This window comes from Streptococcus sp. HF-1907, from assembly GCF_015594605.1.
Taxonomy (GTDB): Bacteria; Bacillota; Bacilli; order Lactobacillales; family Streptococcaceae; genus Streptococcus.
Genome location: NZ_JADNQT010000016.1, coordinates 15,878 through 40,857 on the forward strand (window position 1 = coordinate 15,878; position 24,980 = coordinate 40,857).

General features: G+C 39.9%; 20 protein-coding genes, 3 tRNA genes and 3 pseudogenes. 21 read left to right on the plus strand and 5 right to left on the minus strand.

What is annotated here, in order from left to right:
• The first annotated feature begins 19 nt into the window (after positions 1–19).
• On the plus strand, positions 20–2,611 hold the full coding sequence (locus IYQ92_RS08400) for a YfhO family protein (protein ID WP_195676241.1): 2,592 nt from the start codon (positions 20–22) through the stop codon (positions 2,609–2,611).
• Between the two features lie 119 nt (positions 2,612–2,730).
• Here IYQ92_RS08400 and IYQ92_RS08405 read toward each other — a convergent pair.
• Together IYQ92_RS08405 and IYQ92_RS08410 are read right to left on the minus strand one after the other, a co-directional pair.
• Positions 2,731–2,804 (minus strand) — tRNA-Asn (locus IYQ92_RS08405).
• A 31-nt stretch (positions 2,805–2,835) separates the two neighbouring features.
• Positions 2,836–2,907: transfer RNA gene (locus tag IYQ92_RS08410), tRNA-Glu, on the minus strand.
• 311 nt (positions 2,908–3,218) lie between these two features.
• Between IYQ92_RS08410 and IYQ92_RS08415 the strand changes: the two genes are divergently transcribed.
• A tRNA-Arg gene (locus tag IYQ92_RS08415) sits at positions 3,219–3,292 on the plus strand.
• Positions 3,293–3,367: 75 nt separating this feature from the next.
• On the opposite strand, the pseudogene rlmH reads toward IYQ92_RS08415, so the two are convergent.
• A pseudogene (gene rlmH, locus IYQ92_RS08420) lies at positions 3,368–3,845 on the minus strand (23S rRNA (pseudouridine(1915)-N(3))-methyltransferase RlmH).
• A 210-nt stretch (positions 3,846–4,055) separates the two neighbouring features.
• Between rlmH and IYQ92_RS08425 the strand changes: the two are divergent.
• The 10 genes and pseudogenes from IYQ92_RS08425 to mfd all read left to right on the plus strand — a co-directional run bounded on the left by IYQ92_RS08425 (position 4,056) and on the right by mfd (position 16,093).
• Positions 4,056–5,285, plus strand: a complete 1,230-nt coding sequence (locus tag IYQ92_RS08425) for a S1C family serine protease (protein ID WP_195676242.1) — start codon at positions 4,056–4,058, stop codon at positions 5,283–5,285.
• Between the two features lie 187 nt (positions 5,286–5,472).
• The gene (locus IYQ92_RS08430) at positions 5,473–6,267 is read left to right on the plus strand and encodes a ParB/RepB/Spo0J family partition protein (protein WP_195676243.1); all 795 of its coding nucleotides are present in this window, start codon (positions 5,473–5,475) and stop codon (positions 6,265–6,267) included.
• Between the two features lie 205 nt (positions 6,268–6,472).
• The gene (gene dnaA, locus IYQ92_RS08435; protein WP_195676244.1) at positions 6,473–7,834 is read left to right on the plus strand and encodes a chromosomal replication initiator protein DnaA; all 1,362 of its coding nucleotides are present in this window, start codon (positions 6,473–6,475) and stop codon (positions 7,832–7,834) included.
• 152 nt (positions 7,835–7,986) lie between these two features.
• Complete coding sequence (gene dnaN / locus IYQ92_RS08440) at positions 7,987–9,123, plus strand: DNA polymerase III subunit beta (RefSeq protein WP_195676245.1); 1,137 nt, start codon at positions 7,987–7,989, stop codon at positions 9,121–9,123.
• A 49-nt stretch (positions 9,124–9,172) separates the two neighbouring features.
• Positions 9,173–10,069: a diacylglycerol/lipid kinase family protein gene (locus tag IYQ92_RS08445; RefSeq protein WP_195676246.1), complete on the plus strand. Its 897-nt coding sequence runs from the start codon at positions 9,173–9,175 to the stop codon at positions 10,067–10,069.
• A gap of 9 nt (positions 10,070–10,078) precedes the next feature.
• Positions 10,079–10,279 carry a DUF951 domain-containing protein gene (locus IYQ92_RS08450; RefSeq protein WP_195676247.1) on the plus strand — a complete coding sequence of 67 codons (201 nt, stop codon included), beginning with the start codon at positions 10,079–10,081 and terminating at the stop codon, positions 10,277–10,279.
• Between the two features lie 121 nt (positions 10,280–10,400).
• Positions 10,401–10,753, plus strand: a pseudogene (locus IYQ92_RS08455) (helix-turn-helix domain-containing protein).
• Between the two features lie 80 nt (positions 10,754–10,833).
• A complete protein-coding gene (ychF, locus tag IYQ92_RS08460; protein ID WP_195676248.1) occupies positions 10,834–11,949 on the plus strand; it encodes a redox-regulated ATPase YchF in 1,116 nt (371 codons plus the stop codon).
• Positions 11,950–12,023: 74 nt separating this feature from the next.
• A complete protein-coding gene (gene pth, locus IYQ92_RS08465; protein WP_195676249.1) occupies positions 12,024–12,593 on the plus strand; it encodes an aminoacyl-tRNA hydrolase in 570 nt (189 codons plus the stop codon).
• A 2-nt stretch (positions 12,594–12,595) separates the two neighbouring features.
• On the plus strand, positions 12,596–16,093 hold the full coding sequence (gene mfd / locus IYQ92_RS08470) for a transcription-repair coupling factor (RefSeq protein WP_195676250.1): 3,498 nt from the start codon (positions 12,596–12,598) through the stop codon (positions 16,091–16,093).
• Between the two features lie 456 nt (positions 16,094–16,549).
• Here the strand turns inward: mfd and IYQ92_RS08475 are convergent, their stop codons facing one another.
• Together IYQ92_RS08475 and IYQ92_RS08480 are read right to left on the minus strand one after the other, a co-directional pair.
• Entirely contained in the window at positions 16,550–17,053 is a 504-nt protein-coding gene (locus IYQ92_RS08475; RefSeq protein ID WP_324253076.1) for a DUF6261 family protein, read from the minus strand.
• Position 17,054: 1 nt separating this feature from the next.
• The gene (locus IYQ92_RS08480; protein ID WP_195676252.1) at positions 17,055–17,255 is read right to left on the minus strand and encodes a hypothetical protein; all 201 of its coding nucleotides are present in this window, start codon (positions 17,253–17,255) and stop codon (positions 17,055–17,057) included.
• A gap of 788 nt (positions 17,256–18,043) precedes the next feature.
• Between IYQ92_RS08480 and IYQ92_RS08485 the strand changes: the two genes are divergently transcribed.
• From IYQ92_RS08485 to IYQ92_RS08525, 9 genes and pseudogenes are all read left to right on the plus strand, one after another.
• Positions 18,044–18,598, plus strand: a complete 555-nt coding sequence (locus tag IYQ92_RS08485; RefSeq protein WP_195676253.1) for a helix-turn-helix domain-containing protein — start codon at positions 18,044–18,046, stop codon at positions 18,596–18,598.
• 108 nt (positions 18,599–18,706) lie between these two features.
• Entirely contained in the window at positions 18,707–18,982 is a 276-nt protein-coding gene (locus IYQ92_RS08490) for an RNA-binding S4 domain-containing protein (protein ID WP_195676254.1), read from the plus strand.
• Complete coding sequence (locus IYQ92_RS08495; protein WP_195676255.1) at positions 18,966–19,340, plus strand: FtsB family cell division protein; 375 nt, start codon at positions 18,966–18,968, stop codon at positions 19,338–19,340. The genes IYQ92_RS08490 and IYQ92_RS08495 overlap by 17 nt, the downstream gene beginning before the upstream one ends.
• Before the next feature lie 6 nt (positions 19,341–19,346).
• Positions 19,347–19,472, plus strand: coding sequence for an SP_0009 family protein (locus IYQ92_RS08500; protein WP_195676256.1), 126 nt, complete (start codon positions 19,347–19,349; stop codon positions 19,470–19,472).
• A 27-nt stretch (positions 19,473–19,499) separates the two neighbouring features.
• Positions 19,500–20,771, plus strand: a complete 1,272-nt coding sequence (locus tag IYQ92_RS08505; RefSeq protein WP_195676261.1) for a serine hydrolase — start codon at positions 19,500–19,502, stop codon at positions 20,769–20,771.
• 1 nt (position 20,772) lies between these two features.
• Positions 20,773–22,035: a tRNA lysidine(34) synthetase TilS gene (gene tilS, locus IYQ92_RS08510; RefSeq protein WP_195676257.1), complete on the plus strand. Its 1,263-nt coding sequence runs from the start codon at positions 20,773–20,775 to the stop codon at positions 22,033–22,035.
• 15 nt (positions 22,036–22,050) lie between these two features.
• A complete protein-coding gene (gene hpt / locus IYQ92_RS08515; protein WP_195676258.1) occupies positions 22,051–22,593 on the plus strand; it encodes a hypoxanthine phosphoribosyltransferase in 543 nt (180 codons plus the stop codon).
• A gap of 21 nt (positions 22,594–22,614) precedes the next feature.
• Positions 22,615–24,585, plus strand: a complete 1,971-nt coding sequence (ftsH, locus tag IYQ92_RS08520; protein ID WP_195676259.1) for an ATP-dependent zinc metalloprotease FtsH — start codon at positions 22,615–22,617, stop codon at positions 24,583–24,585.
• Positions 24,586–24,908: 323 nt separating this feature from the next.
• Positions 24,909–24,980 (plus strand): annotated as a pseudogene (locus tag IYQ92_RS08525) (transposase); the annotation flags it as partial.

Here is a 24,980-nt window from a genome sequence, read left to right on the forward strand (position 1 = left end):
TAATCAAAAGGAGACTCACATGTCCTTCATAGAAAAACATCAACGCTCTCTTTATTACCTCCTTAGCTTTCTGATTCCGGTTATTATCACAGCTAGTGTACTAGCCAGCCAAAATATCTATTGGGGAAGTAAGACGACTATTTTGGCCAGTGATGGCTTCCACCAGTACGTCATTTTTGCCCAGACATTGCGCAATATTTTGCATGGTTCTGGTAGCCTTTTTTATACTTTCACTAGTGGGTTGGGACTTAATTTCTACGCCCTAATTAGCTACTACCTTGGCTCTTTTTTGTCACCTCTGACTTATTTTTTTGATTTGGGGTCAATGGCTGACGCTATCTATCTACTGACACTGATTAAGATTGGACTGATTGGTTTATCAACCTACGTTAGCCTGTCCAAATTATTTACTCGAATACATTCAAATTTTAGACTTATTTTGTCAGCTTCCTACGCCCTCATGAGTTTCAGCCTCAGCCAGATTGAAATCAATATGTGGCTGGATGTTTTCATTCTGATGCCTCTTATCATTTTAGGTGTCCATCAGCTCATCGAAAAACAACACCGAACACTCTACTATCTTACACTGACAATTCTCTTCATCCAAAATTACTACTTTGGATTTATGACCGCCATCTTTGTTGCACTCTACGGTCTCGTGCAATTAAACAGACTTTCAACTGTAAAACTAGCCTTAAAAAGATACCTCGACTTTATTGTCGTTTCTTTACTAGCAACGCTATCTGCTAGTATCATGCTAATCCCTACTTATCTTGATTTAGCAACTCACGGCGAGAAGTTTACAAGCTTTACAACATTATTTACAGATAATAGCTGGTGGTTAGATTTATTCGCTAAAAATCTTGTCGGCTCCTATGACACAACAAAATTTGGTGCTGTTCCTACAATCTATGTGGGAATTTTGCCACTCCTTCTAGCACTAAGTTTCTTTACAATTTCCAAACTCTCAAAAGGGCTTCGAATTAGCTACAGCCTGTTACTCCTATTCTTGATAGCCTCCTTTTATCTACAACCACTTGACCTGCTTTGGCAAGGAATGCACACCCCAAACATGTTTTTACATCGCTATTCTTGGGTATGGTCAACACTGATAATATTCCTAGCAGCTGAGAGCTTACAACACCTAGAGAACATCAACTGGAAAGTCTTTTTAGGACTCGGAGGTTTTCTAGGGATAGGATTTATTGCTGTCGCTTTAAACCAGAAACACTATGACTACATTTCAATAAGCCTTATTGCCATCAGCTTATCTTTCTTGATAGCTTATTTAGTTCTTTTTATCAGTCACCAGCAAAAGCAGTTCCCTAAATACCTATTTCTAGCCTTTACAGTATTCTTTACACTGTTAGAATTATCTTTGAACACCTACTACCAAATTTCTGCCTTAGGAGAAGAGTGGGTCTTTCCATCAAGAGAAGGCTACAATCGTCAGTTAAATGACATTGACAAGCTTGTCAAGTATAGTAAAACTAAAGAGAACACTTTTTATCGAACCGAACAACTTCATAGTCAAACCGGTAACGATAGCATGAAATTTAACTATAACGGCATTTCTCAATTTTCTTCTATCAGAAATCGCCTATCCAGCTCCACTCTTGACCGTCTAGGATTTAAATCTGTTGGAACCAACCTTAATCTCCGCTACCAAAATAACACTCTAATTACCGACAGCCTATTCGCTGTCAAATATAACCTCGATACTGAACCAATCACAAAGTTTGGATTCACTTTGCAAACAAGTTCGAGAACAACATATCTCTACCGTAATCGATTTGCCAGTCAGCTAGCAATACTGACACCGACAACATTTAAAAACGCTACTTTTGACCGAAATACGCTAGATAACCAAACTAGATTACTAAATCAACTCTCTGGACTTCATGAAAGCTACTTTTCACGCCTACCTGCCAGTATCCAGTCAGGACAACGAGTCTTCAATAACCAGCTGACACTCGCTAAAGACGCTAGTGGTGTCACAAACATTAGCTTCGCTGTAACCACTCCCACTGATAGCCAAGTCTATGTCAGCGTCCCAAATCTCTCCTTTTCAAATGACAATAGCGATACTGTGACTATTTCAGTTAACGGTAACTCAAAAACTTACACCACAGATAATGCCTATTCTTTCTTTGACCTAGGTTACTTCAAAAAAAATCAGCAACTAACCGTAACCATGTCCTTCCCAGATAACAACCAAGTCACTTTTTCATCACCCAACTTCTACGCTCTAGATATTGAGAGTTATCAGAAGGCCATGACAACCATCAATCAACGGTCAGTCACTGCCAAAAATAAATCTAATCGTGTCAATATCCAATATACTAGTGACAAAAATACCTCACTTTTCCTTACCATTCCTTATGATAAAGGTTGGTCAGCTAAATTGAATGGGAAAAAAGTTACTATAAGACAAGCTCAAAAAGGATTCATGGCTGTTGATGTTCCAAAAGGCAAAGGAATTGTTGTCCTAACTTTCACCCCTCAAGGCTTCTATCTTGGACTTATTCTAAGCATAACAGCCTGTGTAGCTTACTTTTTCTATAATCGTAGCCTTAGATCCTATCATTCAAAATCCCCCATTAAACCGTAAATATAAAAACTGATACTCCAGCAAAATCTAAAGCTGAAATATCAGTTTTTTTGCAGTTTTTCGATAAATGGATATAAAAAAATCCCAAGATAATAACTATCTTGGGAGGTGTCTTATCACTCCGGCAGTAGGACTCGAACCTACGACATCATGATTAACAGTCATGCGCTACTACCAACTGAGCTATGCCGGATAACAAAAAATGCTATGCATTTTTACTTACATAGTCCGTACGGGATTCGAACCCGTGTTACCGCCGTGAAAAGGCGGTGTCTTAACCCCTTGACCAACGGACCTATGTTTTAAAGGGAGGCTCCTCAACACTCTTATTATTATATCAGAAATACAAATTTTGTCTACTTATTTTTTCACTTTTTATTTTAGCAAAAAATCAAATTCCCCTAGAAGGCAAGTCTCTCTCCGAAAATCGTAATTGACTAATAACCTACAGAAAATAAATGTTATAGAAATTATCGGTTGTACTAGACAGTCAAGTAGCTAGGGGATTTTATCGAAAAACCAAGCACAGGAAGTCAATTGCTTCAGGGTATGATTTATTTTTATTTGACAGGTAAACGTTATTTTTGATACAATTATTAGGTTAGTTGGTTCCATAGCTCAGCTGGATAGAGCATTCGCCTTCTAAGCGAACGGTCGCAGGTTCGAACCCTGCTGGAATCATCGTTAACCAGTCTGAAAAGCACACCTTTATAAATTCAGGTGTGCTTTTCAGACTGGTTGTTCCATTTATGGAATTCACTTGTGGTACGGACTTCCTTGTTGAATCATGAAAGCTCGGTAAATCTGCTCTACTAATACTAATTTCATCAATTGGTGAGGTAGGGTTAGAGCACCAAAGCTCATTAAAAGCTGGGCACGTTTTTTAACCTCGGGAGATAGCCCTAAACTTCCTCCGATGATGAATGTAATGGTCGAATAGCCTTGCAAAACTGTGTCTGCTAAGATTTTACTAAATTCCTCTGAAGGAAATTGCTTTCCCTCAATTGCTAGGGCAATAATGAACTCTCTCTCCTATTTTTCCAAGAATCCGCTGACCTTCTTTGAGCAAAATTTGCTGATTTTCGGCTAAACTCGCATTGTCTGGGGTCTTTTCATCAGCTAACTCAATAAATTCTAATTTTGTGAAGCGACTTAAGCGCTTTGAATATTCTGCGATACCATCTTTCAGGTATTTTTCCTTTAATTTTCCTACTGTAATGACTTTCACTTTCATAGACTTATTGTATCATAATCAACAGCTTTTTAACAAGTTATCCACAGAAAAGCTATTAAAACGTTCCTCTTTTCTAGCCATTTTAAGCGAGAAAGTATACTGTAACAATTAGTTATCCACAATCTGTGGATACTTTTCTTTTAAACTATTTTAAGTTATAATTAAGTCAACTTTTATAAGCTATTTTTAACAAAAGAAGGGAGCAATCTTGTGAAAAATTCATTTAAAAAAGGTTGGGTAAAATATACCGCTGTTCTCGTTCTAGCATTAGCGGGAGGGGTTGCTGGTGGTTACGCTGCGCAGTCAATCAACCAGACAAGTAATGTTACAACAACGACCAAGAGTAAGGTTTCTTATAACAACACAAACAATACTACTAAGGCGGTCAAAAAGGTTCAAAATGCCGTGGTTTCTGTTATTAATTACAAAAAACAAAGTAACTCTTCATCAGACTTATCTGATTTCTACAGTCACAACGGAGAGCAAAGCAATGATAGCTCAAATAGCAGTAGCTCTTCCGATGATCAAGATTTAAGTGTCTACAGTGAAGGTTCTGGCGTCATTTATAAAAAAGATGGGAAAAATGCTTATCTTGTAACTAATAACCACGTTATTGATGGTGCTGATCAAATTGAGATACAGTTAGCTGATGGCACCAAAGTCGTCGGAGAACTTGTCGGTTCAGATACTTATTCTGACTTAGCAGTTGTTAAAATTAGCTCTGATAAAGTCAGCGATGTGGCAGAATTCGCGGATTCTTCATCTCTCAATGTGGGAGAAACAGCTATTGCCATTGGTAGCCCGCTTGGAACAGAATATGCCAACTCAGTTACTGAAGGAATTGTCTCTAGTCTGAGTCGTACCGTTACAATGACTAATGATAGCGGTGAAACCGTATCAACTAACGCCATCCAAACCGATGCAGCTATTAACCCAGGTAACTCTGGTGGACCACTCATTAATATTGAAGGTCAAGTTATCGGAATCAATTCAAGTAAAATTTCATCAACTTCCTCATCAAGTAGTGAAAGTGTTGAAGGTATGGGATTTGCCATTCCTGCAAATGATGTCGTTAAAATTATTGACCAGCTTGAAAAGAACGGTTCTGTCACACGACCAGCTCTCGGTATTTCAATGGCTAATTTAAGTGATTTATCAACCAATGCGCTTAGCAAATTAAACATTCCAACAAGCGTTACAAACGGTATTGTTGTTGCCTCTGTCCAATCAGGAATGCCTGCTGAAGGTAAACTTGAAAAATATGACGTTATCACTGAAATTGATGGTGAAGCTGTAAGCTCTACTAGCGACCTTCAAAGTGCTTTGTATGGTCATAGCATTGGCGATTCAATCAAAGTAACCTTCTACCGTGGTACAAGCAAGAAAACAGTAACTATCAAACTAACAAAATCAACTAAAGAGCTATCAACTAATAACTAGCAAATTAGAGATTTTAGTAGACTTATAGTAAAATGGAGCTGAGGGGGACCTCGGTTCTTTTAATTTGCTGATTAGTTATTTAATTAATCTTTTCTGACTTTGTGAGCTCAGTTTACTCACCACCCTCTCCTGTCAGAACCTACTAAACAAACTATAAAAATAACCATATTATTTCGGAGAAAAACATATGTCAGAGAAATTCGATCATATTCCTTTGAGTCTCATTAGCCCTAATCCCCACCAGCCTCGGCTTGACTTTAATCAAGAGGAACTCAAAGAGCTCGCCCAATCAATTCAAGAAAATGGACTTATTCAGCCTATCATTGTCCGACCATCAGATATTTTGGGATATGAGTTAATCGCGGGCGAGAGACGTTTTCGTGCTGCACAGCTGGCTGGCTTATCAGAATTACCAGCTATTGTTAAACATTATTCAGACCAAGAAAGCATGCAGGTTGCTATTGTTGAAAATTTACAACGTTCAAATTTGAACCCTATTGAAGAGGCCAAAGCCTACCAAAAACTAATTGAGCGTAAGCAAATGACCCACGATGAATTAGCTAAATATATGGGGAAATCCCGCCCCTATATTAGTAATATGCTAAGATTACTTCAATTACCTCAGCCAATTCTAATGGCTGTAGAGCAGGAACAGATTTCGCAAGGGCATGCACGCGCACTACTCACGCTAAAACAAACAGAACAGCAACTATTTTGGCTTCAAAAAATTCAAGAAGAGTCGCTAAGCGTTCGGCAAGTTGAAAGTGCTTTAAAAAATTTAAAGTTACAACAGCCGTTTAAAACTAAAAAAGCTCAAACATCTGATGCTGATGCACTTTTTTTAAGAGAGCAAGAAAAGCAATTAGAAAAATATTTTGGCTACCCTGTAAAAATAACTAGTAACGCCTCAGGAAAAGGAACTATAAAAATCGCCTTTCAGTCCACTGAAGATTTTAACAATATTGTTCACAGTCTAAAATAGCCTGTGAATTAAACTTTTTACTTCACTCAGTTTTCCACAAAGAAAAATAATTCTAAGCCCTTTATTATCTGGGCTTTTTCATTTATCAACAGCTTGTGGATAAGTTTAATCCCCAATGTGGATTTCTTTTGTTCACAGCTGTGGAAAAGTTGATTGGGTTGTGATATAATATAACAATAATTATCCACAAACTAAGGACTAAACTATGACTGAAAATGAAAAAAGATTTTGGGCGCGTATTTTAGAGATTGCCCAAACGCAGCTGACTCGAGCGACCTATGAATTTTTCGTTCTTGAAGCAAGTCTTGTTCATGTTGAGCAAGGGGTAGCTGTAATCGCACTTGATGACGTTGATCGAAAACGGCTATTTTGGGAACAGAACTTAGAATCTGTCATTCTTATGGCGGGTTTTGAAATCTTCAATTCCGAAATATCTGCTCAATTTGTTTCAAAAGAAGGTTTAACACCTTCAAATAATGTTGCAGATATGGTTAATGCTCCCGCTAACTCTTCAGCTGCTGCTTTAAAACCTATTGAATCAAACCTCAATGAGAAGTATACTTTCAAAAACTTTGTCATGGGGGAAGAAAATAAGTGGGCAGTATCAGCTTCAATTGCAGTAGCTGATACGCCAGGAACCACCTATAATCCCCTATTCCTTTGGGGGGGACCTGGTCTAGGAAAGACACATTTACTAAATGCTATCGGTAATGCTGTCTTAGAAAATAATCCTAATGCACGAATTCTCTATATTACTGCTGAAAATTTCATCAATGAGTTCGTCAGCCATATCAGACTACAAACAATGGATGAGCTAAAAGAGAAATTCCGCACATTAGACGTTTTGCTGATTGATGATATCCAATCACTTGCTAAGAAAACGATGGAGGGGACACAAGAAGAATTTTTCAATACCTTCAATGCTCTCCATACAAATGACAAGCAGATTGTACTGACCAGCGACAGAAACCCTGACCAACTTCAAGGTTTACCAGATCGCCTTGTCACGCGTTTCAATTGGGGACTCCCTGTCCAAATTACCCCACCTGATTTTGAAACACGCGTAGCTATTTTGACAAATAAAATCCAAGCCTATCCTTATAACTTCCCACCAGAGACTATCGAATACTTAGCTGGAGAATTTGATTCTAATGTCCGTGAACTTGAGGGAGCTTTAAAAAACATTAGTCTTGTTGCAGATGGTAAACGCGCTCATACTATCACCGTTGACATTGTTGCTGAAGCCATCCGCTCTCGCAGACATGATGCTCCTCTTGTTACCGTTATTCCTATTGAAGATATTCAACGACAAGTGGGAAAATTCTATGGGGTAACGGTTAAAGAAATCAAGGCGACCAAGAGAACACAGGATATTGTTTTGGCGCGGCAAGTTGCCATGTACCTAGCGCGAGAAATGACTGATAATTCTCTACCTAAAATCGGTAAGGAATTTGGAGGACGTGATCACTCTACAGTCCTACATGCCTATAATAAGATCAAGAATATGCTTGCCCAAGATCCTAATCTAAAAATCGAAGTAGATTCTATCAAAAATAAAATCAGATAACTTGTGGAAAACTCACTTAGAAAAGGAAATGTTGTTCACAAGTTATCAACAAGTGGATAAGGCATGCCTATCATTTTAGTTAGAGTTATCCACTGTTTCTTCAAGACCTACTATTACTACTAACTTAATACTTATAAAATAAAGGAAATCCCATGATTAAATTTTCAATTAACAAAAACTTATTCCTTCAAGCACTGATGGCTACTAAAAGAGCTATTGGTACTAAAAATGCTATTCCTATCCTATCCACTATTAAAATTGATGTTTTTGAAGAGCATATCGTTTTAACTGGTTCAAACGGTCAGATTTCTATTGAAAACACCATTCCAACTTCTAATGACAATGCGGGCTTGCTAATCAGTTCAACAGGCTCCGTTCTTTTAGAGGCTGCTTTCTTTATTAATATCGTTTCAAGCTTACCAGATATTACTTTAGACTTTGAAGAAATTGAGCAACATCAAGTTGTCTTAAAAAGTGGTAAGTCAGAGATTACTTTGAAAGGGAAAGATGTTGACCAATATCCTCGCCTTCAAGAAATGACTACAGGGACACCTTTAGTTCTTAATACAAAATTATTGAAAACGATCATTTCAGAAACAGCTTTTGCAGCAAGTTTACAAGAGAGTCGTCCAATCCTGACTGGTGTGCATTTGGTTTTGAGTGATAATCAAATTTTTAAGGCGGTAGCTACTGACTCACACCGCATGAGCCAACGTCAGGTTCAATTAGAAGAAGTAGCCAATAATTTTGACCTTGTTGTGCCAAGTAAGTCTTTACGCGAAATATCAGCTGTATTTACAGACGATATTGAAAGCATTGAAGTTTACTTCTCAGATAGCCAGTTACTCTTTAAGAGCGACCACATTAGTTTCTACACACGCTTGCTGGAAGGAACTTACCCTGATACTGACCGTCTTTTGAATAATCAATTTGAAACTGAAGTTGTTTTTGATACCCAGTCCTTGCGTCATGCCATGGAACGTGCCTTCTTGATTTCTAATGCCACTCAAAATGGTACTGTTAAGTTAGAAATTGCTGACTCAAGAGTTTCTGCCCATGTTAATTCTCCAGAAGTGGGACGAGTTAATGAGGAATTAGATACTGTTAGTCTTTCTGGTCAAGATTTAACCATCAGTTTCAATCCAACCTACTTAATTGAAGCTCTTAAAGCTCTTAAAAGTGAGACCGTAACGATTCGCTTCCTATCCCCTGTACGTCCATTCACGTTGACACCAGGAGAAGATGCTGAAAACTTCATTCAACTCATCACGCCAGTTCGTACTAACTAAGAGTGCTTATTGAGAATCTGTGTTATGGCAGATTCTTTTTTATGATATAATGGCTAAAGATATGACTTTATATATTTTAGCGAATCCATATTCAGGACAGGGACAATCTTCAAATGTGATTAACCAACTGGAAAGTATTTATGAGAAAGAGCAGCTAGCTATTTTTACGATTCATCGAGATCATCGTGATGTTGATTTATTTGAACGTTTGCTGGAGAATTTTGAAAAGTCTCACGATCAGTTGCTAATTGTAGGTGGTGACGGGACATTGTCTCGTGCCTTAGCGCAATTGCCCGCTGAAATTCCCTTTGCTTATTATCCCGTTGGCACTGGAAATGACTTTGCCAATGCTCTTCAGTTGCCAGACCTTATGGGAACAATTGCTCTTATAAAAAATGGTAGTCCACGTGAGATTAATATCTTATCGTACGGTGAAGGAGTGGTTGTGAATAGCATGAACCTGGGCTTAGGAAAGTGGGCTGTCGAGAAGGCAGAGCAATCACGATTAAAGAGATGGTTGAATCATTTGAAAATAGGTCAATTGACTTATCCCTTATTTGCGATAGAGGCTTTGTTTAGGCAACCTAAATTTAGCGTCACTTTAGAAAAATCAGACGGTAGCCAAGAAGAAGTGAGTGATTTATTTTTGCTGAGTCTGGCTAACAATCGTTATTTTGGTGGAGGTGTTATCATCTGGCCTTCTGCGACAGTTTTTTCTCCCCATATTGATTTAATTTGGACGACAGCGGATAATTGGTTTATGAGATTGTGGGTGGTATTACATTTGCTTTTTAAAAAGCATGAGCAATCGCCCTTGCTTCACCACGAGAAAGTAACTAAAATCAGTCTTAAATTGCCACAAACTAGTACGGTAGAAGTTGACGGTGAACTTATCCGTAGAGACCAAGTGACGCTTGTGAGTCAAAAACGTTATTTATATTTGTAAGGAGAGATCATGTATCAATTAGGATCACTTGTTGAAATGAAAAAGCCCCATGCTTGCACGATAAAAGCAACGGGCAAAAAGGCCAATGAATGGGAAGTTATTCGCCTTGGTGCTGATATCAAAATCCGATGCACCAACTGTGACCATGTGGTCATGATGAGTCGTCACGATTTTGAACACAAAATGAAGCAAGTCTTGACGCAACCGTAAGAAGTCATAGTTCTTAGCTGTTTACCCCGTGTCTGCAACCACTAGTTGAGACTAGAAGTGCTAGTCATGAGTGACGGCTAACCTTATAATAAAAGTGATAAAAGAAAGGTAGGTCAAGTTTATGACAGTATTTTCAGAACAGCTCAAAAAACTTAGACAAGACAAGAGAAAAAATTATCTCAAGATGCCCTTGCTGAGTAACTCTTCATTTCACGACAGGCTATTTCCAAGTGGGAAAACGGAGATGCTAGTCCAGACCTAGACAACTTAATCAAGATTTCGGAGATTTTTGAAGTCAGCCTAGATGAGCTAGTCCTTGGAAAATCACCAGAAAAAGTAGTAGAACGAGTTGTTGAAAAAGAAAATAACATGACTTTTCTGAAGTTTATTGCAGATTACTGGTGGCTCTTGTTTCCGCTTGGTGCTTTTTTATCTTGGTTTTTACATTCTATTCTTCCAGGAATATTCGGTTAAGCTTGCTATTTGGCAAGCTTTTTTCTTACTTTTTTGCTATAATGATACTAATTGAATTTTTTGAACGGAGACTTAAAAAAATGGCTTTAACAGCAGGTATCGTTGGTTTGCCGAACGTTGGGAAATCAACTCTTTTTAATGCAATTACAAAAGCAGGTGCAGAGGCAGCAAACTATCCTTTTGCGACCATTGATCCAAATGTGGGCATGGTTGAAGTGCCTGATGAACGTCTGCAAAAATTGACAGAACTTATCACACCTAAGAAAACAGTACCAACAACTTTTGAATTTACGGATATCGCAGGAATCGTAAAAGGTGCTTCAAAAGGTGAAGGGCTTGGAAATAAATTCTTGGCTAATATTCGTGAAGTGGATGCCATTGTCCACGTTGTGCGTGCTTTTGATGATGAAAATGTCATGCGTGAACAAGGTCGTGAGGATGCTTTTGTTGATCCGCTAGCGGATATTGATACCATCAACTTGGAATTGATTTTGGCTGACTTGGAGTCAATCAATAAACGCTATGCGCGTGTTGAGAAAATTGCGCGTACGCAAAAAGATAAAGATTCAGTAGCTGAGTTCAATATTCTTCAAAAAATCAAACCAGTCCTTGAAGATGGAAAATCTGCTCGTACTATTGACTTTACAGAGGATGAGCAAAAAATCGTTAAACAACTCTTCCTTTTGACAACCAAACCAGTGCTTTATGTAGCTAACGTTGATGAGGATAAAGTAGCCAATCCAGATGATATTGAATACGTCAAACAAATCCGTGATTTCGCTGCTACTGAGAATGCTGAAGTTGTTGTCATCTCAGCGCGTGCTGAGGAAGAAATCTCAGAACTTGACGATGAAGATAAGGCTCTCTTCCTAGAAGACCTCGGTTTGACAGAGTCAGGTGTCGATAAATTGACTCGCGCAGCTTATCACCTTCTTGGTCTTGGAACTTACTTCACCGCTGGTGAAAAAGAAGTCCGCGCTTGGACCTTTAAACGCGGTATCAAGGCGCCACAAGCAGCGGGAATCATTCACTCAGACTTTGAACGTGGCTTTATCCGCGCAGTGACCATGTCATATGATGACCTCATCAAGTACGGTTCAGAAAAAGCTGTTCGCGAAGCAGGTCGCTTGCGTGAAGAAGGTAAAGAATACGTAGTCCAAGATGGAGACATCATGGAATTCCGTTTCAATGTATAATAGCAGAGCTAATGGGTAAAAAGGTTAGGGAGCCTAGCACTCCTTAACCGTTTTTGTATTTGTAAGGAGAAAAAATGGTAAAAATGATTGTTGGTCTGGGAAATCCAGGCACTAAGTATGATAATACTAAGCATAATATTGGCTTTATGGCAGTTGACAAGATTGTCAAAGAACTTGACGTGACCTTTACAGAAGATAAAAACTTTAAAGCAGAGGTTGGTTCAACATTTTTAAACGGTGAGAAGATTTATTTTGTCAAACCGACAACTTTTATGAATAATAGTGGGATTGCTGTTAAGGCCTTACTAACTTACTATAATATTGCTGTAGAGGATATGATTATTATCTATGATGATCTTGATATGGAAGTTGGTAAAATCCGCTTCAGACAAAAGGGGTCAGCTGGTGGGCATAATGGCATTAAGTCAATTATTGCACATATTGGAACTCAGGAATTTGACCGAATTAAGATTGGGATTGGTCGCCCTAAGCATGGGATGACGGTTGTTAATCATGTCCTAGGGAAATTTGACCAAGATGACCAGATTGCTATTGAAAATACACTTGACAAAGTTGACGATGCTGTCAATTTCTATTTACAATCTGGTAACTTTGAACAAACGATGCAGAAATATAACGGTTAAAAATGAATATTGTAGAATTATTTAGTCAAAATAAGGCTATTCAATCTTGGCATTCTGGTGTTTTGACTTTAGGGCGCCAGCTGGTTATGGGTTTTTCTGGCGCTAGCAGAGCTGTTGTGATAGCGTCAGCCTATGAAGCAACTGAGGAAAAAATCCTTGTAGTGACGTCAACTCAAAATGAAGCTGAGAAGTTGGTGGCAGACCTCAATGATTTGATTGGCGAAGACAAAGTTTACCAATTTTTTGCAGACGATGTAGCTGCGGCAGAATTTATTTTTGCCTCTTTGGACAAATCAATTACTCGTCTTGAAACCATGGCTTTTTTAAGAGATGAAAGCAAGACAGGAATTGTTGTGACGAGCCTAACTGGCATGCGTGTTCTCTTGCCAAGTCCAAAAGCTTATGAGCAAGGTGAGTTTCAATTTGAAGTCGGTCAAGAATATGACCTTGATGACTTAGTCAAGCGTTTGACTAACGTGGGCTATGAGAAGGTTTCGCAGGTGTCTAATCCTGGAGAATTTAGTCGTCGCGGGGATATCTTAGATATTTTTGAGATTTCTCAGGCGCAGCCTTACCGGCTTGAATTTTTTGGTGACGAGATTGATGGTATCCGTTATTTTGATAGTGAGAGCCAGAAGTCTTTGGAGCAAGTTGAGCATGTCCTTGTTGCTCCAGCAGATGATGTTATTTTAGCGCCAGCTGATTTTGCGCGTGCCATTAAAATCTTGGAAGATAAGCTTGAGGTGGCGACTGAGGAGCAGCGGGCTTATCTGAGTGATGTGCTGTCAGCGAGCCAGAATGGCTATAAGCATAAGGATATTCGTCGTTTTTTGAGTATTTTTTATGAGCGAGAGTGGACGCTTCTGGACTATGTGCCTAAAGGAACGCCAGTCTTTTATGATGATTTCCAGAAAATTGTGGACCGTAATGCTAAGCTAGATTTGGAATTGGCTAATCTTTTGACGGAGGATTTACAGCAAGGTAAAGCTTTTTCAAGTTTGACTTATTTTGCAGACTCTTATAAAAGCTTGCGTCAATATCAGCCAGCAACTTTCTTTTCAAATTTTCATAAGGGTTTGGGAAATCTCAAGTTTGATAAGTTACACAACTTGACTCAATATCCCATGCAGGAGTTCTTCAATCAGTTTCCGCTCTTGGTCGATGAGATTAATCGTTATAAGAAGTCAAAGGCTACGGTGCTTTTGCAGGTGGATTCTCATAAGGGCTTAGAGAAGCTTCAGGAAAGTTTACAAGAATACGGTCTGGAGCTTCCAATCACAGAAGCGTCAGCTATTTTGCCAAAAGAGGCTCAGATTTTAGTGGGGCATCTGTCTGCTGGTTTTTACTTTGCGGATGAGAAAATCGTCCTCATCACCGAGCGCGAGATTTATCATAAGCGGGTCAAAAGGCGCGTACGTCGCTCGAACATCAGCAATGCTGAACGCTTGAAAGATTATAATGAGCTGGCAGTTGGCGATTATGTGGTACATAATGTGCATGGGATTGGTAAGTATCTTGGGATTGAAACCATCGAAATCAAGGGTGTTCACCGCGACTATCTGACGGTTCAATACCAGAATGCCGACCGCATTTCAATCCCAGTTGAACAGATTGAATTGCTTTCAAAATACGTCTCCGCAGATGGAAAAGAACCAAAAATCAATACCCTTAACGACGGTCGTTTCAAAAAGGCCAAGCAAAAGGTTGCTAAGCAAGTTGAAGATATTGCTGACGACCTCTTGAAACTTTATGCTGAGCGTAGTCAGTTAGAAGGCTTTGCCTATTCGCCAGATGATGAGATGCAAGAAGATTTTGACAATGATTTTCCTTACGCTGAGACAGAAGACCAGCTTCGCTCTATCAAGGAAATCAAAGAGGACATGGAAAAACCGCGTCCCATGGATCGCCTCTTGGTAGGTGATGTCGGCTTTGGTAAGACTGAGGTTGCTATGCGTGCTGCTTTCAAGGCTGTCAATGACCATAAGCAGGTTGCTATTTTAGTGCCGACAACCGTTCTTGCACAGCAGCATTATGATAATTTTAAAGAACGCTTCAGCAACTATCCTGTCAATGTGGATGTGCTCAGCCGTTTTCGTAGTAAAAAAGAGCAGACCGAGACCTTGGACAAGCTCAAAAAAGGACAGGTAGATATTATTATTGGAACCCATCGCCTCTTATCCAAAGATGTTGCTTTTTCTGACTTAGGCTTGATTATCATTGATGAGGAGCAACGTTTCGGGGTTAAGCACAAGGAAAAACTCAAGGAGCTCAAGACTAAGGTTGATGTCTTGACCTTGACAGCGACGCCAATCCCGCGTACCCTTCACATGTCTATGCTTGGCATTCGTGACTTATCCGTTATCGAAACCCCGCCGACCAATCGCTATCCTGTTCAGACTTATGTCATGGAAACTAATCCTGGCTTGGTCCGCGAAGCCATTTTGCGCGAAATGGACCGTGGTGGTCAGGTCTTCTATGTTTACAATAAGGTTGATACCATTGACCAGAAGGTTTCAGAATTGCATGAGTTGGTTCCTGAAGCGACAATTGGCTTCGTTCATGGGCAAATGTCTGAGATTCAGCTGGAAAATACACTTTTAGACTTTATCAACGGAGATTATGATGTCTTAGTAGCGACGACCATTATCGAGACGGGGGTTGATATTTCAAATGTAAATACCCTCTTTATTGAAAATGCCGACCACATGGGACTGTCAACCTTGTATCAACTTCGTGGTCGTGTGGGACGTAGCAACCGCATTGCCTATGCTTATCTGATGTATCGCCCTGATAAGGTCTTAACCGAGGTTTCTGAGAAACGTCTGGATGCCATCAAGGGCTTTACAGAGCTGGGGTCTGGCTTCAAGATTGCCATGCGTGACTTGTCCATCCGTGGAGCTGGTAATATTTTGGGGGCATCGCAGAGCGGATTTATTGATTCGGTTGGTTTTGAGATGTATTCTCAGTTGTTGGATCAGGCCATTGCCAATAAACAGGGGAAATCAGCTATGCGCCAGAAAGGAAATGCTGAATTAGCTCTGCAAATTGATGCCTATCTGCCAAAAGATTACATCACCGACGAGCGTCAGAAAATCGAAATCTACAAACGTATCCGTGAATTAGAGAATCGTTCGGACTACGAGCAACTTCAAGATGAACTCATTGACCGCTTCGGTGAATATCCTGACCAAGCTGCCTATCTGCTAGAAATTGGCTTGCTCAAGGCCTACTTGGACGCAGCCTTCACAGAACTCGTCACACGTAAGCAAAATGAAGTGGTCGTTCTCTTTGAAAAAGTGTCTCTCCAATATTTTTTGACGCAAGACTATTTCGAGGCTTTATCAAAAACGAACCTCAAAGCACGAATCAGTGACAATCAAGGCAAGGTTGAAATTCACTTTGATATTCGTAACAAAAAAGATTATGAAATTTTGGAAGAACTGATGACCTTCGGGCAAACCTTAGTGGAGATTAAGGCGCGTAAACAAGCGGACAGTTAAGGACGTATCGAAGTGGAAATGCTAGTCATCTTCTGGGAACTTTTCGACTTAAGTTACTTGCAAGAAAACTTTTAGCTTAGTTTAAGCTGCCCTTCGTATACTATGACTATCCTAAAACTTTTCTTTTTCATAAATCTCCTGAGAGGACACTGAGTAGTAGCAGTGTCCTTTCGTTTTGTTTAGATATTCTCTTCTTTGAGGAAAACTTTTTTGCTTTAAGTTTCCTACAAGCAAACTTAAAGCTTAGTTTAAGCCACTCTTCGTATACTATAACCATCCTAAAACTTTCACCGAAGGCAAGCTTCGGTATCCGTCACTGTAATGAACTAAAGTTCAAACAGTGAACGTATCTTTTTCATAAATCTCCTGAAGAGGCACCGAGTAGTAGCGGTGTCTTTTCTTTTTTTCAAAAAATCACCCCAAGTTGAGGATTTTCAGCTTGGGGTCATGGTTTATCTATTTGTTACTAGTCTCAAGTGCTGTGTCTTTTTCAGCTACTTGGTCAGTGACTTTGCTGCTTTTCTTAGGTGACTTACGTCTGGCGAGGATGTCGGCGTAGGTTTTGCGGCTGGTGTTAAGGACTTTGATGAGGGCTTGGTAGTCCTTGCCTTTTTGGCGGCGGTTGTAGATGTCCACCAAGCTGATGAAGTCTTGGTAGCTAGCTTGCAGGTCTTGGCGGATGGTTTTGATGTCATAGACGGTCTTAGTCGCTTGGCTAGTCGAGCGATTATTGTAGCGGTCAATGAAGGCTTGCTGGCTAGCACTTAGTCGGGTCACAAAGCGCTTAATCTCCAAGTCAGCGACAGCCTTTGCCACCGTCTCATCTTTGAGTTGCTCGAGCAATTGGTTGATTTCAGCCGTCTCAGTCTCGTAGTTAGCCTTAGAAATCTTGCGATAAGGGGCAAAAACCTCCTTGATGAGGGCGTAAGCCTCTTTTTCGGCGTTGTCACGACTCGTGATATTAAGGGTTTAGGGAAGATAGCAGAGCTTTAAGGTCAAGGTCGCGTTCCTCATCAGCTTTAGCGATAGCAGTAGCCGATTCAGTGATGACCACCTGCTCCTTAGCCTTATTGAAAAGGCGGAGCTGCTTGCGCACCTCTCCTATCAGATTAACGAGCAAATCATCTTCCAATGATAGTTGACTGGCATCATAGTCCGTCAAAAATCGTGAAATAAATTGCCAAAATTCAGCTTGTCGAAGGTTACCGAGGTATAAAGTGACAAATTTTTTGTCATAAAGTCTCCTTTGTCAGGTTGGATTTTTTTGTTCGCTTGTTTAGAGTATCTTAGTCAATGCTTGAAGGGATTCGGATAAGCCGAAACAACTTCCAAATATACCGTCAAAATTTTTGATGAGCAGAGTCAAGGTTGCGACAAGCTGTCAAAATTTTTGATGAGCAGAGTCAAGGTTGCGACAAGCTGTCAAAATTTTTGACGAGCAGAATCAGAGTTGCGACAAACCGTCAAAATTTTTGACGAGTGGAATCATAGTTTCGGCAAGCCATCAAAATTTTTGACGAGTGGAATCATAGTTTCGGTAAGCCATCAAAATTTTTGACACTCTACCGACTCTCCATCCAGCGCAATCGGACTAAAATTCTTCTAAAGCAAGAGACCTTTCCATTATACCTTAAACGATTTCACTATACTATACTTTGGGGCAGGTTAGACTTATATTATTTTCTAGTAAAAACCTATAGGAAAAAAGTAATACGTGGTACAATTTCCTAGTGCCGAGGCTTTTTGGTGTAGCTGTGAAATACGACCTCCGAACTAGTGGTACTTTAATCATCATCTTTCTTACTATGTCAATCAATATCAGAAAAAGAAAGCATTTCTCCTTTAAAAGTGGTCTGTCAAAGTCTTTTGACAGTGATTTATCTTGTTTGACAAAGTCTTTGTATGGTAAACTAGAGCCAACTTGATTAAGATAAGGAAGAGGAGAATAAAGTGGAACTACAAAAACGCTTAGTGTCGTTAAGAAATCAGAGTCAGCTATCTCAGGAAGCTTTGGCTGAGAAACTCTATGTTTCACGTCAGACGATTTCAAATTGGGAAAGAGGGAAAACCTATCCTGATATTAACAGCCTTTTGCTAATTGCAGCCTATTTTGATGTTTCTCTAGATTATTTAATCAAAGGAGATATTGACATGATGAGAAAACAAGTTGACAAGAAAAGAATTGTTCAAATGTTGCTATTATTGGCTTTATCTAGTTTTTTGTTAGGACTTATTGGGAATGCTTTACAGCAGTTTACAGGTCGGAACGAGCGTTTGCTAGGTAGTCTATTCTTGATAGTTTACCTAGCTCTGCTATTTTTATTTTTAAAACTATTAAAAAAGAGCCAATTAAAAACATATAGAGGTATCTTAGCTTTTTTACAAGATAAGAAAGTGAAACAGTCCAATTTTGGGGATGAATCAGTGTCATTAGCGATTTTTACACTGGTTACTTGGTTACTGATGTTTTTGGGTGGTGCTATGGGTTCCTTTCTTTTTTGGTAATATCGAGAGCTTTCGGGCTCTTTTTTATGACATTCTATTGAAAAATAAAGTACAGCTCTGCCATTTTCCTAAAAAAATGATAGAATAAAAAAGATTGTGAGGTAGATTATGCGTTTAGATAAATATTTAAAAGTGTCCCGCATTATTAAACGTCGTCCAGTCGCTAAGGAAGTGGCCGACAAGGGGCGTATTAAGGTTAATGGCATTTTGGCTAAGTCATCGACAGACTTGAAGCTTAATGATGAGGTTGAAATTCGCTTTGGCAATAAACTGCTCACCGTGCGCGTCCTTGAAATGAAGGATAGCACCAAGAAAGAAGATGCCACCAAGATGTACGAGATTATCAGTGAAACAAGGATAGAAGCTAATGAGCAAGAAGCCTAGTGTTGTTCAACTAAATAATAACTTTATCAAGGACGAAAATCTCAAAAAACGTTATGAGGCAGAAGAAATTCGTCAAAAGAATCGCTTCATGGCCTGGGTTTTGATCTTTGTCATGCTACTCTTCATCCTACCAACTTATAATTTGGTTAGGAGCTATCTGACTTTACAAAGTCGTAAAGCAGAGGTCGTTCAGTTACGAAAAGATTATGCTAAGTTGAAGAAAAGAACAGACAATCAGCAGACTCTCGCTAAACAGCTTAAGGATGATACCTTTGTGGCAAAATATGCGCGTGCCAAGTATTATTTTTCAAAGGATGGGGAGAAAGTCTATCCTCTGCCAGATTTATTACCAAAATAGGATGATATGGAAAATTTAATTGAAACGATTGAGAAATTCCTAGCCTATTCCGAAGAGAAATTGGAGGAATTGTCAGCCAAGAATCAAGAACTTCGACAAGAAAGTCCCTCAAAAACAGATGCTAAAACCTAATTCTGTCGAGAAAGGAGGACATCAGTTATTATCAGCAGTTTAATAATCAGCCTCTTCCTCCCAGCTAGCCTCCGCCTAGAGAATACGTCTTCTCTGACAGTTTCAGAACGTTATCGGCTTCAAGAGACTATTGGTCAGCAGTTGACCTACTTTAAAGCTATTCCCAAGCAACCCAGTCTTTATCGGATTACCTTGGTTTACCAAGATGCGCAGCTCAGTCAACCCGCCAAGTGGCTATCAGCCCAAGCAGATTTAAAGATTAAGAGAGTATTACTCAATAAAGAGGGGACACCTGTCTTTGAACTGACCGACGGGACTTACCTAGAGGCCAGTCGTGACTATATCTATGACGATGTCGTTCAAGAGCAGTCGTCTGTTGACGAGACTTACTGGCTTAAGGAAGGTTTTCAGGTTTATGAAGCGCCCTATGTCAAGCAAACCAAGGTCAAGAAGACTTCCCTGCAAGCCTATTCTAAGGTCAAAGTTACCGAGAAAGCCCAGACAGCCTCAGGTACTTATTATCACATTGAGGGAGATGGCTGGGTTTCTAGTCAGGACCTGTCTCTTGCGGACAATCGGATGACCAAGGTGCAACAGATGCTTAATCAGAAGTACAACAAGTCCAATTACAGCATCTATGTTAAGCAACTAACAACGCAAACCAGCGCTGGTATCAATGCTGATACGAAAATGTATTCGGCAAGTATTGCCAAGCTAGCCACTCTCTACATGACCCAAAAGCAACTGGATGCCGGTAAGTTAAAATTGACCGATACCTTCAAGTATGTCGCAGATGTCAATCAGTTTGAGGACAGTTATGACCCCAGCGGTAGCAGTAAGTTGCCACTGGAAGCGGACAATAAAGATTACACGGTGGAATTTTTGATGAAGGCTGTCGCTCAAAATTCGGACAATGTCGCCACCAATATGCTGGGCTATTACGCGGAAAAGCAGTACAACGAGTCATTTCGAAAGACCGTCAGCTCCATTTCAGGAGTGGACTGGGATATGAAGAAACGTGAATTGTCTGCCAAGGCTGCAGCCAACATCATGGAGGCTATTTATCATCAAAACGGCACTGTCATTGATTACCTATCCCACACAGATTTTGATAATCAACGGATTTCCAAGGACATCTCCGTCCAAGTTGCTCATAAAATCGGTGACGCCTATGATTTCAAACACGATGTTGCCATTGTTTATGCCGGAGAACCATTTGTGCTGTCCATCCTAACAGACAAGGCCTCCTACGACGACATCACAGCTATCGCCAACGATGTTTACGCTATTTTAAAATAAAATGTATCAAAAACTATTCAAGGATGTTCAAAAGAGACGCATATTTGAGCATCACCAAAAGGTTCTTATAGCAGTATCAGGTGGAGTGGATTCTATGAATCTACTGCACTTTTTATACAGCTACCGTGACCGATTGGCTATCACCATCAGCATTGCCCATGTTAATCACAAGCAGCGGCCTGAGTCGGACGAGGAAGAAGCCTACCTGCGTCAGTGGGCGCAAGATCATCAGGTTCCAATCTTTGTCTCTTATTTTCAGGGGACTTTTTCGGAAAAAGCTGCGCGTGATTTTCGCTATCGTTTCTTTGAGCAAGTGATGAGAGAGCATGGTATCACCGCCCTCACCACTGCCCATCATGCCGATGACCAAGCAGAAACTGTCTTGATGAGAATCATTAAAGGAAGCAGGCTCCGCCATCTAGCAGCCATAAAATCTGTTCAACCTTTCGCTCAGGGAGAAGTGATTAGACCCTTCCTCCCATTTTCAAAATCCGATTTGCCATCGGTTTTTCATTTTGAAGACAGTTCAAACCAATCATCAACCTACTTTAGGAACCGTATCCGAAATCGCTATATCCCAGAGTTGGCAACCGAAAATCCTCAATTTCAAACAGCCTTGACGAGGCTTGCTAGTGAGAGTCAGACCTTATTTCAGGCTTTTGCTGATTTGACCAGAGATATAGACGGGCAATCTTGTTCGGTATTTTTAGCTCAAACACCCGCTGTTCAAGAGCTTTTATTGCAAGGCTACTTAGAGCAGTTTGAAGACTTATCATTGTCACATGGACAATTTGAAGACTTGCTTCAAGTGATTCGAAATCCGCAAAAAGCAGATTACGCCCTAAAAGAAGACTATGTTCTGAAAAAGCGAGAAGGGCGTTATGAGATTAAAAAAATCAGCCCTAAGACGGATTTACTCTCCCAAGATAAAGTACTAGAATATGGAAATATTGCTACTTTTGATGATTACCAAATTTCATTTAATCAAGTGTTATCGGGGGCTGAGCTGATTGTTGAGGTCTTTAGTGATTCGCCCATTTTATTAAGGCGTCGTCAGTCGGGTGACCGTATTAATTTTGGAGATTTTTCAAAAAAACTCCGTCGCCTCTTTATTGACCAGAAAGTTTCAAAAGAAAATCGCCAAAAAGCAATTGTCGGTGAACAAGACGGTGAGATTATATTTGTCTTAGTAGCTGGTAAAACTTATTTGAGAAAACCACCTAAACATGGTATAATGAAAGGCAAAATCTATATCGAAAGTTAGAGAAAAGGTGACATAATGCTTGAAACAGATATTAAAAAAGTCCTCTATTCGGAAGAGGAAATCATCTCAAAAACAAAAGAACTTGGAGCTCAACTAACAAAGGATTACGAAGGTAAAAAACCTTTGTTAGTCGGTGTTTTGAAAGGTTCAGTCCCCTTTATGGCTGAACTCATGAAACACATTGACACCCATGTTGAAATCGACTTTATGGTTGTCTCAAGCTATCATGGTGGAACAACAAGTAGCGGTGAAGTGAAGATTTTGAAAGATGTTGACACCAATGTCGAAGGACGCGATGTTGTCTTTGTAGAAGATATCATTGATACTGGTCGCACTTTGAAATACTTGCGTGATATGTTCAAATACCGTAAAGCAAACTCAGTTAAAATTGCCACTCTTTTTGATAAACCAGAAGGACGCGTGGTTGAGATTGATGCAGACTACGTTTGCTACGATGTTCCAAATGAATTTATCGTAGGCTTTGGTTTGGACTATGCCGAAAATTATCGTAATTTACCATACGTTGGTGTTCTCAAAGAAGAAGTTTATTCAAAATAGAAGAGGATAATCTATTAGAGTATGAAAAATAATAAGAATAATGGATTTGTCAAAAATTCCTTTATTTACATTTTATTGATTATTGCCGTCATCACGACACTTCAATATTATCTAAGAGGAACGAGTACACAAACCCAACAAATTAGCTACACTCAGTTAGTTAAGCAGCTAAAAGCTGGTGACATTAAAACCCTCACTTATCAACCAAGTGGTGGTGTCATTGAAGTCAGCGGGAAATATAGCAAAGCTCAAACAGTCAAATCGGACAACAGTCTAGCTTTCTTTGGAAACAGCACTTCAACCAAAGTGACTTCCTTCACTTCCCTCGTTCTCCCAAGTGATTCATCATTGAAAGCATTGACTGATGCTGCTGATGAAGCTGGCGCAGATGTTAAAGTGAAGCAAGAAAGTTCAAGCGGTACTTGGATTTCTTACATCATTAGTTTCCTTCCTATCGTTATCATGATTGCCTTCTTCATGATGTTAATGAATCAAGGTGGTGGCGGTGGTGCGCGTGGCGCCATGAGTTTTGGTAAAAATAAAGCAAAATCAGCAAACAAGGGTGAAGTGAAAGTGCGCTTCTCAGATGTTGCTGGTGCTGAAGAAGAAAAACAAGAGCTCGTTGAAGTTGTTGATTTCTTGAAAGATCCAAAACGCTATAAAGCACTCGGTGCCCGTATCCCGGCAGGTGTTCTCCTTGAGGGCCCTCCAGGAACAGGTAAAACACTTCTTGCTAAAGCCGTTGCCGGTGAAGCAGGTGTGCCGTTCTTTAGTATTTCAGGTTCTGACTTCGTTGAAATGTTTGTCGGTGTCGGTGCTAGCCGTGTTCGCTCTCTTTTTGATGATGCGAAAAAAGCAGAAAGTGCCATTATTTTTATCGATGAAATTGATGCTGTCGGTCGCCGTCGTGGTGCTGGCATGGGCGGTGGAAATGATGAACGTGAACAGACCCTTAACCAACTTTTGATTGAGATGGATGGTTTTGAGGGAAATGAAAATATTATCGTCATCGCAGCAACCAACCGTAGTGATGTCTTAGACCCTGCCCTCCTTCGTCCAGGACGTTTTGACCGTAAGATTTTGGTTGGTAGCCCAGATGTTAAAGGTCGTGAAGCCATTCTTCGTGTCCATGCTAAGAATAAACCGCTAGCTGACGACGTAGACCTTAAAGTTGTTGCTCAACAAACACCAGGTTTTGTTGGTGCTGACCTTGAAAATGTTTTGAATGAAGCTGCCCTCGTTGCTGCTCGTCGAAATAAGAAGATTATTGACGCTAGTGATATTGACGAAGCTGAAGACCGTGTTATCGCAGGTCCTGCTAAGAAGGACAGACAAGTGTCACAAAAAGAACGCGAAATGGTTGCCTACCACGAAGCTGGGCATACCATTGTCGGTCTCGTTCTTTCAAATGCTCGTGTTGTTCATAAGGTTACCATTGTACCACGTGGACGTGCAGGTGGTTACATGATTGCCCTTCCTAAAGAAGACCAAATGCTCCTTTCAAAAGATGATATGAAAGAACAATTGGCAGGTCTTATGGGTGGACGTGTGGCTGAAGAAATCATCTTCAACGCCCAAACAAGTGGTGCTTCAAATGACTTTGAGCAAGCTACTCAAATGGCGCGTGCTATGGTCACTGAATACGGAATGAGTGAAAAACTTGGTCCTGTTCAATACGAAGGCAACCATGCTATGATGGCTGGACAGATGTCTCCAGAACACTCATACTCTGCTCAAACAGCTCAAATGATTGATGATGAAATCCGTGACCTTCTTAACGAAGCACGCAATAAAGCAGCAGATATCATCAATGGCAACCGCGAGACTCATAAATTGATTGCAGAAGCTCTTCTTAAATACGAAACGCTTGACGCAGTTCAAATCAAATCAATTTACGAAACAGGCAAAATGCCAAATGAAGAAAAAGAAGTCGACTCTCATGCCCTTTCATATGATGAAATCAAAGAGAAAATGACTGAAGCAGACGACTAATGTTTAAGTTTAGAGAGAGTGGGACAGAAATCAGTAAGACGAAGTCTTTGATTTCGTTGTCCCACCTCCGCACAGTTGAGTAGGTCTCTAAGTGCTGATTTATCAGTGCTTAGATGCCACTCAACCACTGCGACTAATCATTATTATAGATTAAATACTAAGAGGTTGGATACTTTTGTCCCAACCTCTTTTTTTTATAGCTTGAATCCATATAATAAAAGCCCGTTGTTACGGGCAACAGTCAAGTTAACGAAAGTATAGCATAACCTGAACTGCACCCCAAAAGTTAGACAGAAAAAATCTAACTTTTGGGGTGTTTTATAATGAAATTAACTTATGAAGATAAAGTTCAAATATATGAATTGAGAAAGCAAGGAGAGAGCTTTAGACAGCTT